Genomic DNA, 14,728 nt, shown 5'->3' on the forward strand with positions numbered 1-14,728 from the left:
CGACGAGGCGCCGGGCGGGCCTGGGCCGGCGCCAAAAACCTGCGGATTCCCGGTGCGGTCAGCCGTATCCGGGGTTGAGTGAGTTAACCACGGGCGGTGACGACCGCCAACGGGGAAATGCGGTGGTAAAAGATCCCAATCCCAAGATTTCGGTGCACGGTTTCAACAACCTGACCAAGTCGCTCAGCTTCAATATTTTCGACATCGCCTACGCGAAGACCGAGCAGCACCGCAAGGAGTACATCGAGTACATCGATGAGCTCTACAACGCGGAGCGGTTGACTGAAATCCTCACCAACGTGACGCGCATCATTGGCGCCAACGTCCTCAACGTGGCCCGCCAGGACTACGATCCGCAGGGCGCCAGTGTGACCATGCTGATCGCGGAACACGAAACCCCGCCGAGCGGTACTGACTGGGACGAAGAAGCGCCCGGGCCGCTGCCGGACACGGTGGTGGCGCACCTGGACAAGAGCCATGTGACTGTCCACACCTATCCGGAATCCCATCCGGACAACGGTATCTCCACTTTCCGGGTGGATGTGGATGTGTCCACCTGTGGCGTGATCTCGCCGCTGCGGGCGCTGAACTACCTGATTCACAGCTTCGACTCCGATATCGTCACCATCGACTATCGGGTCCGCGGCATGACCCGGGATCTGGACGGCACCAAGCACTACATCGATCACGACATCACCTCGATCCAGAACTTCCTGGTCGAGGACACCCAGAACGCCTACCAGATGATCGATGTCAACGTGTACCAGGAGAACATCTTCCACACCAAGATGCTGCTCAAGGACTTCGACATCGAAAACTACCTGTTCGGCGCCGGCAGCGACGAATTCGACGACGCCGAACTGGTGGAAATCAAGGAACGCCTGCAGACCGAGATGCTGGAGATTTTCTACAGCCGGAACATGTAAAAAAGCAGTGAAGAGTTAACAATTAACAGTTAACAGCGAAAATCAAAAGATAAAGAGGCCGCGCCCAACACCTGGACGCGGCCTCTTTCGTTGCAGCGTACGGAGAAATTCATCCGCGCGCTATTCACTGTTAACTATTCACTGTTCACTAGATCCTGTAGGTGGTGAGCGTCATCACCTTGCTCATCAGGGTCATGGCACGGCGGATCGGGGAGGGGAGGGGAGCGCCGCCGGCGTCTTCGGCTGTGACGGCGTGTTTCAGCTCGTCTTCGCGCATCTGTTCAAGGATGGCACGGGTGCGGTGATCGGCGGCGGGCAGTTCGGACAGGTGGCGCTCCAGATGGCGCACCACCTGATGCTCGGTTTCCGAGACAAAGCCCAGGCTCCAGCGGTCTCCGGCTAGCCCGGCGCCGGCGCCGAGAGTGTAGCTCATGGCGTAGAACAGCGGATTCAGACGGCTGGGCACGCTGCCCAGTTCGCGGATACGGTCCTCGCACCAGGCCAGATGATCTTCCTCCTCCCGGGCGGCTTCCTCCATGGCATGGCGCACGTGGGGCAAGGTGGCGGTGCTGGCCTGGCCCTGATACAGCGCCTGGGCACAGACCTCACCGGTGTGGTTGATACGCATCAGGCCGGCGATATGGCGCCGCTGCCGGGCGTCCAGGGCGGCGCTCGGGTCCTTGATGGCGGCTTCGTCACCGCCGGGCTGGGCGGCGGGCTGCCGGGAGGCCCGGGTGGACCCGGGAGTGAGGGTGCGCAGCGCGTTGTCCACGCGGCTAAGCAATTGGTCCACTGGCGTCAGGTGACGACCCGTCATCACGACTTCTCCACGATGCTCACGGGGCGGATGGTAAGCCGGCCATGCCGATGTCCGTGGCGGACGGTGGCATGGCCGGGCCGATAGTGTAGCAGGCAACGCTCGCCATCGTCGCGGCGGCGCGCCTCGCGCGGGTCAGGTTTCTTCACCGGATTCCTCGACCTGGCCGCGCCGGGTAAAGCGGATCAGCACGTCACGAAGCACATTGAGTTCCACCGGTTTGGGAATGTGGGCGTTCATGCCGGAGGCCAGGCTGCGCTCCCGGTGCTCGCGCAGGATATGGGCGGTGAGGGCGACGATGGGGACCGCCACCAGGCCGTTTTCCCGCTCGTGGGCACGGATCCGCCGGGTGGCCTCGAACCCGTCCATCTCCGGCATCTCGCAATCCATCAGGATCAGGTCATAACGCTTCTGGGTGGCACGGTGGAGGGCTTCCAGGCCGTTGGCGGCCAGTTCCGGAGTAATGCCCAGTTTGTTGAGCATGCCGCGGATGACTTTCTGGCTCAGCTTGTGGTCCTCGACCACCAGTACCTGCAATCCGGGGTCCGGGCTTTCGCTGCGTTGGCGGGGCGCCGACGGGCGCTGCAGGCCCAACTCCTCACTCAGTACCTGTTTGAGGCGCGGCGCCGACACCGGTTTGGTCAGCACCCGATGAATACTGACGTTACGCGCGTCCACATCGGTGGGGGAGCTGCTGATACCGGTGAGCATGATCAGCACCGGTGAGTGGGTGATGACCGGATCCTCGTGGATCCGCGCCGCCAGCTGCACCCCGGTCATGCCCGGCATCTGGTGGTCGAGCAGCACCACATCGTAGGGCTCATTGATATTGGCCTGGGTACGTAACGAGGCCAGCGCTTCGCGCGGATCGTTGCTGGCGGTGACGCGCATGCCCCAGCTCAGGGCCAGATGGCGGATTACCCGGGTCACGGTGGTGGAGTCATCCACCACCAGCATGCTGCGGCCCAGCAGGGGCACCCGGTCCGCCGGATTGTCCGGTGCCGGATCATCCAGCGCCGACAACGGCACGATGAACCAATAGGCCGGTTCCTGGTTGTGCCCGTCGCGGTGTCCACAGCGGCCACTCATGGCTTCCACCAGCTGTTCGGCGATGGCCAGATTCAGCGTGCTGCTGTCCTGGCGGGCGCCGTTTTCCCGTAGATCATGCAGGGTGCCGGCACGCAGAGCGGTACCGGAGAATTCAAAGCGCACCTGACCGGCCTGGCCGGTGGGTTCCAGCGACACATCGATGATCAACTCGCCGTGCTGGGCCTGGCGGATGAAGGCGCCGATCAGGTTGGTCAGCACCTGACGCAGGCGCCCGGGGTCCCCCTCCATGCGCGCCGGCACATTGGTGTGCACGTGGGTGATCAGTTCCACCTGCTTTTCCTCGGCCCGCTCGCGGAACAGGTCCACGGCGTCCACCAGCAGCTCGTGGACATCCAGGGCTTCATGGCTGATTTCGGCGCCGGAGGTCGACAGCTGGGAGTACTCCAGCACATCGTTGATGATCTTCAACAGGCTTTCGCCCGCATTGTGAATGGCGCTGACGCACTCCTTCTGGTTCGGTGTCAGCGGGGTATCGTCGAGCAATTCGGCCATGCCGAGGATGCCGCTGAGCGGGGTGCGGGCGTCATGGCCCATGCGCGCCAGGGTTTCGCGCCGGGTGGTCTCGACGGTCTCGGCGACGGCCTGATTGCGCAGTTGTTCCGCCTTGAGTCTTTGGCGGCGCTGATGCTGCAGGCGCAGACCGGCGGTTTGCAAGGTGCCCGCCACGGTGAATACCAAAAGCAGCGTCAGGGGCACGTCCAGGCCGGTGTGCAGCAGCCCCAGGGTAACCAGGCAGAGAATGGCCACCGGAACGCCGACCAGGATGCTGGTGAAGAAGAACAGGGCTCCGGCCGGCACTTCCCGATGCCAGGCCTGATAGCCCAGCGCGATTAAACAGGGCGCGGTGAGCAGCACCAGTATGCAGCACAGTCCCATGGCCGCCGGTGACGGCAGAATCAATAGCAATGGGATCTGAACCAGGGCCAACGCGCCCAGCACCAGCAGAATGTAATGCAGCGCCGGGCTATGCTGGCGGCTGTCGACAAAGGTGCGCCCGGCGCCGCAGGCGGCGAACAGAGCGCCGGAAAGCAGGGTCAGGCGCAGCGGATGATCCCAACTGCTGAGATCGTCCAGATGGCCCAGAAAGCCGCTGCCGATGACGATCAGGCCGACGACACAGAAACCGAACAGGGCGTGGTAACCATGGCTGGCGGCGGAGCGCATCAAGGCCAGGGCCAGATGGTACAGGGACATGGCCAGCAACATGCCGATCAGCAGCCAGTAGACGCCGTACAGTGGGTTGTCGCCGAGCGCTTTCTGCATGGTGGTGAGCGTCAATGAATAGACCAGCTCACCATGAGGATTTACCCGCCAGTAGAACACCTGGGGCTGGCCCAGCGGCAGATCGAGCACCTGGATCGGGTAGCGGTGGACAAAGGACTCATCCGGCAGTGGCGTACGATAACGGGTGGTACCGGGTGGGCCATCGGGAAGGTAGAACTGGCTGTCCTGGTAGGCGCGGGGCGCCATCACCAGCGCGAAACGCTGCTGGTCGGACAGCTCATTGTGGATGGAAACGCGGATCCACCAGTCGTGGTTGCTCAGCCCGAGCCGCTCAACGAAACGGGAGGCCGGTTGGAACCGGTGGTCCAGGCCGCCGCTGACCACATCCTCCAGGGAATAGTGGTTGTCCGGGTCGGGCAGGTACTCGGAATAGATGGTGATGCGGGCGTTGTCCGGCTCGCTGTTGACCACGAACGGCGGCGGGGGAGCCGCCCAGGCGCGACCGGCGACCAGCCAGAGCAGGCCGAATATCAGCGGCAGCCATCGCGCTGGTGTGTTATTCCGTGGCCAAAACGTCCTTGGTGGCATCATCCGTCGTCGTTTCCCGATCCAGCACATACGCTTCCAGGCCGGCTTCGGAAAGGATATAGGCTCCCAACTCGCTGCGTCGACCGGCGGAACACAGTATATAAGTGAAATCCCGCTCCAGGGCGGGGGCTTTTTGTCTCAATTCGCCCAATGGAATGTTGCGGGCCCCGGGAGTCCGGTCGTGCCGGAACTCCGCCGCCAGCCGCACATCGAGCAAAATACAGGCGTGATCGCCGTCGCGAACCATGTCGTTGAGAGTAGCCTCATTCAGATGGCGGATCACCGAGGCTTGCAGAATTTCCTGGAAATCATCCTGCCCCAGGCACATCAGCACGCCATCGCTGGTCATGGTAACGGTGGCGTTGCGCGGCTGATCGCTGATCAGAGCATCTTCGCCGAAAAAGCGGCCCGGGCCCAGGGTGGCCAGGGTATTGGCGCCGCGCCCCTGGCCGCGGGTGACCATGGCCTGGCCCTGTTTGAGCACATAGAAGGTGTCTCCGCTGTCTCCTTCGCGGACCACGGTGGTGCCCATTTCCACTTCCCGGGGCTGGAACTTCATGAACAGCGTATGCAGTTTCGCTGGCGCGATGCGGGCGAACAGGCCGGAAGCCAGCAGCGCGTCGGTCCAGTCCCTTTGCTCGTCCTGCCCTGGCGGCGGCAGCAGATCAACCGCGCCGGTCCAGGCCATCAATAAGTCCAGCTTGTCCCGATCCAGGGTGTACAGGGTGGCGTCGGTGCGGGTAATGGCGTTGACGGTATGGGGCGCGTAGTTGTCCAGGGCAAGGTAATTCTCGTCGTCGGTGGCGGAGAAGGGCCGCACGCTGAAGCCGGCATCGATCAGATCCAGCTCACCGTCCACCAGAAAGTAGGCCTTGTCACTGTGCTGGCCCCGTTTGAACACCATCCGGCCGGGTGGCAGATTCAGCGCTTCCAACTGGCCCTGGATGGCGTGCAGGTGAGTGTGGCTGAGACTGTCGAACGGAATAAACTCGGCGAGCCGGGACGGATCCGGCGTGGTGATGGACATACTTTCCCCCTGAACAAACGCACGGCATCAAAAGAAGCCGGGCACCCTTATCGGGCGGCGATCATTATGGTTGTGATGAGACTCTCGGTCCCGAAACGTCGCGTTTGGGCTGATGATAGCGGCTACTCCAAGCGTTTTCCCGCCGTGCTGCCCGGCGGGCCGCGGTTTTGTGATAAGAGTCCCGCCAGAGGGAGGGGCGGCACGCCAAATCAAAGCCCAGCGGTCGCTACAAAGTCGCTGTAGGTCAGGCGGTCAGTGCCATCAGCAAGGTGCCGCCGCCGGAAAGCATCAGCAGGGCGAAGATGCCGCGCCGCAAGGTGCGCTCGCTGACCGGCGGCGGGAAGCGGTTGCCGACCCAGGCCATCGCCGCCACCACCGGCAGCGACAGCAGCCCGATTTTGACCACATCCAGGGTCAGATCACCGTGCAGTCCGACCACCACCAGGCGCCCCAGCGAAGCCAGTGAGAACAGGGTCAGCAGGGTGATACGGATGGTCTGGACCGGGATCGGCTGCCGATAGAGCTGATAGACGATGGGCGGACCGCTGACGCTGAACAGGCCGCCAAAGAACCCGCCCAGGAAGCCGGTGCCGACAAAGGTGGCCGGCGAGGAACGCCGGGGCAGTGGATCGGGGCGGCAGACCAGTACCAGGCCGGCGGCGATGATGACGGCGCCGAGCAGGGCCTTGAGCAGGTTCTGGGCATTGCTGTTGAGATAGCTGAGCAGCAGTACACCGATGACCATGGCCGGCACCAGTCCGATCAGGCTCTGTGCGACGATACGGCCATCCGCCTTTCTCAGCTGGGGAACCACCACCACCGCGCCAAGGGCCAGGTTCATGATGTTCAGGGCCGTCGCCGTGGCGGGGATGGAACCAAGATGGAGCAGGGTCACGGCGGCCAGCAAAAAGATGCCAAGGGCGAAACCGGTGACAGCCTGAATATAGGTGCCGATGGCAACGGCCAGCAGAAACAGCGGCAGCGATTCAGGCATGGAACTCCCTGCGTGGGCTGACGGCGGCCGGTCAGGCCGCCGGGGTAATCGGCACGGAGGCTAGGGCCTGTTCACCCTAGTTCTGTTCCCGGGCCACGGCGCGATAGCCGATATCGGTACGGTGGTAGGCGTCTTTCCAGGAAATCCTGGCAACGCCCTGGTAAGCGTTGCGTTGCGCGTCGGCGACGCTGTCACCGAGGGCGGTGACACAGAGTACCCGGCCGCCGTTGGTGACCACCTGGCCGTCCTGCTCGCGGGTGCCGGCGTGGAACACTTTCACCAGATCGGAATCGGCCTGCTCCAGCCCTTCGATGGCATCCCCTTTGCCGTAGTCATCCGGGTAGCCACCGGCGGCCAGCACCACACCCAGTGCCGGGCGTGGATCCCATTGGGCTTCCACCTGGTCCAGGCGGCGATCCAGGGCCGCCTGGCAGAGCCCGGCCAGGTCCGATTGCAGACGCAGCATGATCGGCTGGGTTTCCGGGTCACCGAAACGGCAGTTGTACTCGATCACCTTGGGCTGGCCGGTGGCGTCGATCATCAGACCCGCGTACAGGAAACCGGTATAGGGCATGCCTTCCGCGGCCATGCCGGCCACGGTGGGGCGGATCACCTGATCCATGATGCGCTGGTGCACGGCGTCGCTGACCACTGGCGCCGGCGAATAAGCGCCCATGCCGCCGGTATTGGGGCCGGTGTCGCCGTCGCCCACCCGTTTGTGGTCCTGGCTGGTGGCCATCGGCAGGATGTGCTCACCGTCGGCCATGACGATGAAGCTGGCTTCCTCGCCGTCGAGAAACTCTTCCACCACCACGCGGTGGCCGGCGTCTCCGAAACGGTTGCCGGCGAGCATGTCGCGCACCGCGTCTTCCGCCTCTTGCAGCGTCATGGCGACGATCACGCCTTTGCCGGCGGCCAGGCCGTCGGCCTTGATCACGATTGGCGCGCCCTGTTCACGAACGTAGGTCAGGGCTTCGTCCACATCAGTGAAGTTGCCGTAAGCGGCGGTGGGGATCCGATGGCGGGCGAGAAAATCCTTGGTGAAAGCCTTGGAGCCTTCCAATTGGGCGGCGGCCTTGCTCGGGCCGAAGCAGCGCAGGCCGCGTTCCTGGAAGTAATCCACCACGCCCGCCACCAGCGGTGCTTCCGGACCGACGATGGTCAGAGCCACCTGCTCGCGCTCGGCCAGGTCAGCCAGGGCCGGCAGATCAAGCACGTCCACCGCCACGTTTTCCAGCTTGGCTTCGCGGGCGGTGCCGGCATTGCCCGGCGCCACCAGCACTTTTTCCACGTGCTCCGCCTGGGCCACTTTCCAGGCCAGGGCGTGTTCACGGCCGCCGGAACCGATGATCAGAACTTTCATCCGTGTGTCTCCGTTGCTGGCCGGTTAGTGACGGAAGTGGCGCATGCCGGTGAAGACCATGGCCATGTCCGCCTCGTCGGCGGCGGCGATGACTTCCTCGTCGCGGATCGATCCGCCCGGCTGAATCACGCAGCGGATGCCATTCTCGGCGGCGTTGTCGATGCCGTCACGGAACGGGAAGAAGGCGTCGGACGCCATCACCGAGCCCTTCACTTCCAGGCCGGCGTGTTCCGCCTTGATGGCGGCGATGCGGGCGGAGTTCACCCGGCTCATCTGACCGGCGCCAACCCCCACGGTCTGCCGGTTTTTGGCATAGACGATGGCGTTGGATTTGACGAACTTGGCGACCTTCCAGGCGAAGATCAGGTCGTGCATCTCGGCTTCCGTCGGCGCCCGCTTGGTGACCACTTTCAGATCCCCCTCGGTGATCATGCCGACGTCCCGGTCCTGCACCAGCAGGCCACCGTTGACCCGCTTGTAGTCCAGGCCGGCGGCTGCCGGCCCGTTGATTTCACCGCATTCCAGCACACGGACGTTTTTCTTGGCGCCGGTGATCGCCAGGGCTTCCTGGCTGACCTTCGGCGCGATGATCACTTCCACGAACTGACGGTCGACGATTGCCCTGGCGGTGTCCGCGTCCAGCTCACGGTTGAACGCGATGATGCCGCCGAACGCGGATTCCGGATCGGTCTGGAAAGCCAGCTCATAGGCCTTGCCGATGCCGTCCAGGCTCACCGACACGCCGCAAGGATTGGCGTGCTTGACGATCACGCAGGCCGGTTTGGTGAACGACTTGACGCATTCCAGCGCGGCATCGGTATCGGCGATGTTGTTGTAGCTCAGTTCCTTGCCCTGCAACTGGCGGGAGGTGGCCACGGATGCCTGGGCAGGTTGCCGCTCGGTGTAGAACGCCGCCTTCTGATGCGGGTTCTCGCCATAGCGCATTTCCTGGGCTTTGATGAAATTCAGATTGATGGTGCGCGGGAAGTCGGCGCTGCCGTTGCCGACCCGGCGGCCAAAGTAGTTGGCGATGGCGCTGTCGTAGGCGGCGGTGTGCTCGAACGCCTTGATTGCCAGATCGAAGCGCAACCCATCGGACAAGGCACCACTATTGGCGTCCATGTCCTCCAGCACGCGGGCGTAGTCGCCGGCGTCGGTGACGATGCCCACGTGGGCATTGTTCTTCGCCGCGGAGCGCACCATGGTGGGGCCGCCGATATCGATGTTCTCGATGGCGTCTTCCAGGCTGCAATCCGGGTTGGCGACGGTCCGCTCGAAGGGGTAGAGGTTCACCACCACCAGATCAATGGGCTGGATAGCGTTGTCCGCCATGACCTGATCATCCTGGCCGCGCCGGCCAAGGATGCCGCCGTGCACTTTGGGGTGCAGGGTCTTCACCCGTCCGTCCATCATTTCCGGGAAGCCGGTGTAATCGGATACTTCGCGAACGGCGATGCCGGCCTCCTGAATGGCACGGAAAGTGCCGCCCGTGGAGAGCAGTTCCACGCCCCGGTCGGCCAGGGCCCGGGCGAAGTCGACAATACCGGTTTTATCGGAAACGCTGATCAGCGCGCGTTCTACCACCTTGCTCATGGGAGAGTCACCGAGTCTGGGTCAAACAAAAAAGGGCAGTCAGCACTGCCCTTGGATCATCAGGGAAAGGGTTACAGCAAACCGTACTGCTTGAGTTTCTTGCGCAGCGTCCCGCGGTTCAGGCCCAGTAACTCGGCGGCCTTGGTTTGGTTGCCACGGGTGTATTCCAGGACTTTTTCCAGCAGCGGGATTTCCATCTCCGCCAGCACCATCTGGTACAGGTCGCTGACCGCTTCCCCATCCAGCTGATTGAAATAGTCGGTGATGGACCGTCGCACGCAGTTACGCAGTGTATCGTGGGTTTCGCTGCGGGCGAGAGTCAGATGCGGTTTACGCGATTCAGCGGTGTTCATTTCTGTCAGTGTCCGTGCAGTGACTGTCTTCATGGAAGAAAGGGTCATGCGGCCAATGCTCCGTCTTTGTTCCGGGCAGACACCCCGCCATAGCAACCGATGCGCAACCGGTCACTGCTGGCGCTGATCTGTTGGAAAAACTGCTCGATGGCCCGCCGTTGGTCGGTGGCCTTTTCCAGGTTGTTGAATCCGCGCCGGAAATGCTCCCCGCCCGGCAGATTCTGGGTGTACCAGCCCAGATGTTTGCGAGCGATGCGCACACCGGAATACGTGCCGTAGAAGTCATGCAAGTCACTCAAATGAGCGAGCACGCGAGCGCGTACTTCTTCCACCGATGGCGCCGGGGCTAAACGACCGTGCTCCAGGTAATGCACCGTATCCTGGAATATCCAGGGGTTACCCTGAGCAGCGCGGCCGATCATGATACCACCGGCACCAGTGCTTTGCAGTATCCGTTGCGCTTTTTGTGGGGAATCGATATCGCCGTTGGCGATAACCGGGATCTCCACGGAGCGTGCCACCTCACCAATGGTTTCGAATTCCGCTTCGCCATTGAAGCGGTCGGCGCGGGTGCGGCCATGAATGGCCAGCGCCTGAATGCCGGATTGCTCGGCGATGCGCGCGATCATTACCGCGTTGCGGTTGTCGCGGGTGGGGCCGGTGCGGATTTTCAGGGTGACCGGTACCGGCACGGCGGCCACCACCGATTCGAGAATCCGTGCCACCAGCTCCGGCTCGGACAGCAAGGCGGAGCCGGCGGCCCGTTTGCAGACCTTTTTCGCCGGACAGCCCATATTGATGTCGATGATCTGGGCGCCCAGGTCCACATTGGCGCGGGCGGCCTCCGCCATCATCAAAGGGTCGGCGCCGGCGATCTGCACCGAGATCGGGCCGGGCTCGCCGCTGTGATCAAGCCGGCGCGAGGATTTTGCCGACTGCCAGAGGCGGGTGTCCGAGGTCACCATTTCCGACACCACCAGACCGGCGCCCAGTTCCCGGCACAGCCGCCGGAACGGGCGGTCCGTGACGCCGGCCATGGGAGCCAGGATCACCGGGTTGGGCAGGGCATGGGGGCCGATGCGCATGATTGTCCTCGGTTGGACGCAACAGGTTCACCGGGTGGAGACGCCGGCATGGGGGCGCCAATCATAGAGGTCCGGGCGCCGGGAGAAAAGGCCGGTGCCGGGGTTCCGCGGGTCAGTGGGCATCGGAAAGCCGTGCCGCCGGCGTTTCGCCCGCCGGCAGCAGCCGCAGATGGTAGCTGACCGCCTTGCGCCCCGGGTCGACGATTTCCAGGGAAACGTGTACCGGTGTCCGGATTGGCATGGCCGTGGCGCCAGCCAATTCCCCGCGCAGGTATTCATCGGCATGGAAGCGCCGCCGGGCCACCGGCTTGCCTTGCAGGTCAATAAAGGTCAGCTCCAGTTCCGGGAACGGCTGCGGCCAGGACGCCTCATTGAACAGCAGAGCGTCCACCACCAGGGCATTGTCGAACCTCGGGTGACTGCGCACCACCAGGTTGGTGCCGCGCAAGCGGTTGGCATCCACTCGTGGCGGCAGGGTGCAGCCGGCCACCGCGCAGGCCTCGGCAAAGGCGGGGCGCCAGCGCGGATCCCGGCTCAGGCTGTCGAAGTGAAAAATCAAATACTGACCGGCCAGCACCGCCAGGGCCGCCAGTGAAGCCGCTGTCCAGCCGAGCAGTGCCAGCGGGCTGCGGCGGGGAGGGGAATCCAGTTCGCGGCGCGCCGCCGAGCGGGCGGTGGCCGGTCCGTTGAGAAATTCAAAGGCGTCGTCCGTGGCCGCTTCCGGCTCGGCGCGAGCGGGCTCCGGCGTCGCGGGTTCGGCATCGGCGGTTACCGGTTCCGGTTTTGGCTCGGGGTCCGATTCGAGCTCTCGCAGCAGGGCTTCGGCCCAGGATTCATCGGTTTGTTCATGGGGGTGGTTACCCAGCTCCAGATCCAGGTCTGGGATCGGGTCTTCCTTTTCCAGAGACAGGAAACTGTCGCTGAGTTGCAATTGGCCGTCGTCTTCCGCGTGAGGGCGGTCATGGCCATCGGTGGCCGGAGCCGATGCTTCCTCGGGCAGGGCCGCCGACCAGTCCACCGCGGGCGGCCGCGTTTCTTCCCGCACCAGCGGCGGACCTTCCAGAAGATGCTCGGTGGCTTGAAAGACCCGCAAACAGGAGCCGCAGCGCACCGCCCCCTTGGCCTGGGCCAGGTGTTCCTCGCTGATCTTGAATTGCGCCTCACAATGGGGGCAGCGGGTCTTGTAAGGGCCGGTCATGCGCTGGCGGTCCGTGGGTCGGATTTTTCGTGTAGGGACTGTGTAAGGTGTTTTACCGAATCATGGTGCCCCGCCGCAACTGTTATGCGGACAGCTTGCGAACCCCGTCCACTCTTACCCAGTCTCCGCGCTGCTCGATCGGTGACAGATCGAACCAGGGCCGGTAGGCCTCCGCCACGGCTTGGGCCTGCTCGGCGAGAATGCCCGATAACGCCAGCAGCGCACCGGGTTTGCAATAGCTGGCCAGGGTCGGGGCCAGCTCGATCAGCGGCGCCGCCAGAATGTTGGCGACCAGAACATCGCACTGGAATCCCGCCGGCATGGCGTCCGCCGGGCACAGATCGAGCCGGTCGGCCACCTGGTTGGCTTCGGCGTTGGCGCGGCTGGCCAGCAAGGCCTGTTCATCGATGTCATTGCCCAGGGCCTGCCCGGCGCCAAGCAGCAAGGCGGCGATGGACAGCACGCCGGAACCGCAGCCCACGTCCAGCACCCGTTTTCCGGCCAGCGGCGCCGCTTCCAGCCATTCCAGGCACAGCGCGGTGGTTTCATGGGTGCCGGTACCAAAGGCCAGCCCCGGATCCAGGCGCAGGTTGACCGCCTCCGGATCCGGCGGCTCACACCAGGTGGGGACGATCCACAGCCGCTCACCGAAGCGCATCGGTGCGAAGTCGTCCATCCAGGCCCGCTCCCAGACCTGATCCTCCAGCCTTTCGATACGGTGATCCTGGGGCGTCAGGCCCAACGCATCCAGGCGTTGGAGAACTTTTTGCAGGTCGTCCTGGTCCGAGAACAAGGCGGTGACCACGGTGGCCCGCCACAGCGGCCGTGCGCCGGGCGGCGGTTCGAATACCGGTTGGTCGGCGCCGTCGGTCAGCGTCACCGCCACCGCGCCCAGGGTTTCCAATGCGTCTTGCAGGGCGTCCGCTTGTTGCGAGTCGGAAGCCAGATGTAGTTGTTGCCAGGTCATGACACCTCCATGGAGAAGCGGCAGTATAGCGATGACAGGAAAAATTTGCGCCGTGGTGGGCTTGGCCGTCACGGCCGTTGACACTTGCGGACCGGCTATTTTTTCACCGGCCGTTAAGGGGTACTATCCGGATTCGTCTATCGGACTGACCAGCCTATGACTGAAGATGCCGCCGAGTTGATATTGGTGCTGATGGTGATCGCCAGCGCCTTGCTGTACCGGTTCGCGATGCCGCGTTTGCGGCGTCCGCGTGTGCCGGCGCGCACCTCGCCGGATCTCGAGAAAGTCATTCTGGTCGGCATGATGTTTTGCACCATGGCGGTGATTCCTTTCCTGGATATGATGGTGCCCTGGTTCGAGTTCGCCGACATCGTATTCATGGATGAAGTGGCCTGGCTGGGGCTGCTGCTCGGCAGCGCCGCGGTGTGGCTGTTCTGGCGGGCCAAGGAGGATCTGGCCCGCTGCTCCCGACGTCCGGTGGACAGTGGCGTTTATCGTTATCTGCGCCATCCGGCCTGCGCCGCCATGCTGCTTTGGTCCCTGGCGCAATTGCTGCTGTTACAGAACTGGCTGGCTGGCCCCGCGGCGGCGCTGACCTTTACAATGGTTTACTTGCTGCAGTTGCCCAGGGAAGAGCAACGTATGCTGGAGCGGTACGGTCATCGCTATCTGGACTATATGGCGCGCACTCCGGCGATTCTGCCGCGTTTCTCTCGTTATCGTTGACGTTATCGTTGATTTCCCCTTTTCGCGCCCCCATAGCGGTGGTCGCCTTTAAAACGGTTCAGGAGCCGTTTTTCCATGATTCGGATTCATCCCCTCCGCCGCCAGCAGCTGGAGGACGTGATCAGCCACTCGGAAGTGGTCGAAAGCGACGGGCACGGCATCAAGGTGCTGCGTCTGCGTGATGGCCGCTACCTGAAATACTTCCGGCGCAAGCGTTTCTTCAACCGCGAATTGTTGTCCCCGGCGGCGGTACGGTTTGCCCGCCATGCCCGGCAACTGGCGCAACTGCGCATCCCCACCCTGGAGGTGGAAAGCCTGCACCGCATTATCGGTGAGCCGCATACGGTGGCGGTGTACCAGCCGATGCCGGGCCTGACGCTGCGTCAGATGCTGGCTCGCGGGCAGGTGGACACCCAGCTGATGTACCGGGTGGGCGTGTTTATCGCCCGTCTGCACCGGCTGGGTGTGTTTTTCCGTTCCGTGCATCCGGGCAACATTGTCATCGACGGTCTGCGCATTGGTCTGATCGATGTGCTGGATATGAAGGTGCGGCCCTGGTCCATGTCCCGTTGGGCCCGGCGCCGTAACTGGCTGCACTTCCTGCGCTGCGAGGAAGATCGCCCGCATCTGCGTGATGATCTGGTGGAGGCGTTACTGGTGGGCTACCGGGATGCCGCCGACCTGCCGTCCCATGAGATCGGCGAGGTGGCGGAGCGGGTCCGGCATTTGCTGGGCTGAGGCATCGCGGCTCTTTCCA

13 protein-coding genes are annotated in these 14,728 nt (G+C 63.6%); 3 read left to right on the forward strand and 10 right to left on the reverse strand.

All coding sequences use genetic code 11. The features are described from left to right. Nucleotides 1-122 precede the first annotated feature (122 nt). Complete coding sequence (gene speD / locus RYH70_RS04950) at nucleotides 123-926, forward strand: adenosylmethionine decarboxylase (protein ID WP_014993368.1); 804 nt, start codon at nucleotides 123-125, stop codon at nucleotides 924-926. Nucleotides 927-1,074: 148 nt separating this feature from the next. Here speD and coq7 read toward each other — a convergent pair whose 3' ends face one another. The 10 genes from coq7 to prmA form a co-directional block, all read right to left on the reverse strand. Next, nucleotides 1,075-1,743, reverse strand: coding sequence for a 2-polyprenyl-3-methyl-6-methoxy-1,4-benzoquinone monooxygenase (gene coq7, locus RYH70_RS04955; protein ID WP_449355846.1), 669 nt, complete (start codon nucleotides 1,741-1,743; stop codon nucleotides 1,075-1,077). Nucleotides 1,744-1,878: 135 nt separating this feature from the next. Then, complete coding sequence (locus RYH70_RS04960) at nucleotides 1,879-4,668, reverse strand: hybrid sensor histidine kinase/response regulator (RefSeq protein ID WP_022994116.1); 2,790 nt, start codon at nucleotides 4,666-4,668, stop codon at nucleotides 1,879-1,881. Then, a complete protein-coding gene (locus RYH70_RS04965; RefSeq protein ID WP_026949656.1) occupies nucleotides 4,634-5,692 on the reverse strand; it encodes a cyclic nucleotide-binding domain-containing protein in 1,059 nt (352 codons plus the stop codon). The genes RYH70_RS04960 and RYH70_RS04965 overlap by 35 nt, the downstream gene beginning before the upstream one ends. 244 nt (nucleotides 5,693-5,936) lie before the next feature. Beyond that, on the reverse strand, nucleotides 5,937-6,686 hold the full coding sequence (locus tag RYH70_RS04970; protein WP_116027714.1) for a TSUP family transporter: 750 nt from the start codon (nucleotides 6,684-6,686) through the stop codon (nucleotides 5,937-5,939). 76 nt (nucleotides 6,687-6,762) lie between these two features. Then, on the reverse strand, nucleotides 6,763-8,049 hold the full coding sequence (gene purD, locus RYH70_RS04975) for a phosphoribosylamine--glycine ligase (protein WP_026949657.1): 1,287 nt from the start codon (nucleotides 8,047-8,049) through the stop codon (nucleotides 6,763-6,765). A gap of 24 nt (nucleotides 8,050-8,073) precedes the next feature. After that, entirely contained in the window at nucleotides 8,074-9,642 is a 1,569-nt protein-coding gene (gene purH, locus RYH70_RS04980; RefSeq protein ID WP_080530547.1) for a bifunctional phosphoribosylaminoimidazolecarboxamide formyltransferase/IMP cyclohydrolase, read from the reverse strand. 71 nt (nucleotides 9,643-9,713) lie between these two features. After that, nucleotides 9,714-9,995 (reverse strand): DNA-binding transcriptional regulator Fis, encoded by a 282-nt coding sequence (gene fis, locus RYH70_RS04985; RefSeq protein WP_014993375.1) that lies wholly within the window; start codon nucleotides 9,993-9,995, stop codon nucleotides 9,714-9,716. A 44-nt stretch (nucleotides 9,996-10,039) separates the two neighbouring features. Beyond that, nucleotides 10,040-11,080, reverse strand: a complete 1,041-nt coding sequence (gene dusB / locus RYH70_RS04990; RefSeq protein WP_022994111.1) for a tRNA dihydrouridine synthase DusB — start codon at nucleotides 11,078-11,080, stop codon at nucleotides 10,040-10,042. 112 nt (nucleotides 11,081-11,192) lie between these two features. Next, on the reverse strand, nucleotides 11,193-12,278 hold the full coding sequence (locus tag RYH70_RS04995) for a zinc-ribbon and DUF3426 domain-containing protein (RefSeq protein ID WP_022994110.1): 1,086 nt from the start codon (nucleotides 12,276-12,278) through the stop codon (nucleotides 11,193-11,195). 82 nt (nucleotides 12,279-12,360) lie between these two features. Next, complete coding sequence (prmA, locus tag RYH70_RS05000; protein ID WP_022994109.1) at nucleotides 12,361-13,245, reverse strand: 50S ribosomal protein L11 methyltransferase; 885 nt, start codon at nucleotides 13,243-13,245, stop codon at nucleotides 12,361-12,363. Between the two features lie 156 nt (nucleotides 13,246-13,401). Here prmA and RYH70_RS05005 point away from each other — a divergent pair, with 156 nt between their 5' ends. Both RYH70_RS05005 and RYH70_RS05010 read left to right on the forward strand, forming a co-directional pair. Next, on the forward strand, nucleotides 13,402-13,971 hold the full coding sequence (locus RYH70_RS05005) for a methyltransferase (protein ID WP_317009863.1): 570 nt from the start codon (nucleotides 13,402-13,404) through the stop codon (nucleotides 13,969-13,971). 75 nt (nucleotides 13,972-14,046) lie between these two features. After that, nucleotides 14,047-14,709 carry a BUD32 family EKC/KEOPS complex subunit gene (locus RYH70_RS05010; protein ID WP_022994107.1) on the forward strand — a complete coding sequence of 221 codons (663 nt, stop codon included), beginning with the start codon at nucleotides 14,047-14,049 and terminating at the stop codon, nucleotides 14,707-14,709. Nucleotides 14,710-14,728 lie beyond the last annotated feature (19 nt).

Source organism: Alloalcanivorax xenomutans, assembly GCF_032810065.1.
In the GTDB taxonomy this organism is placed as follows: Bacteria; Pseudomonadota; Gammaproteobacteria; order Pseudomonadales; family Alcanivoracaceae; genus Alloalcanivorax; species Alloalcanivorax xenomutans.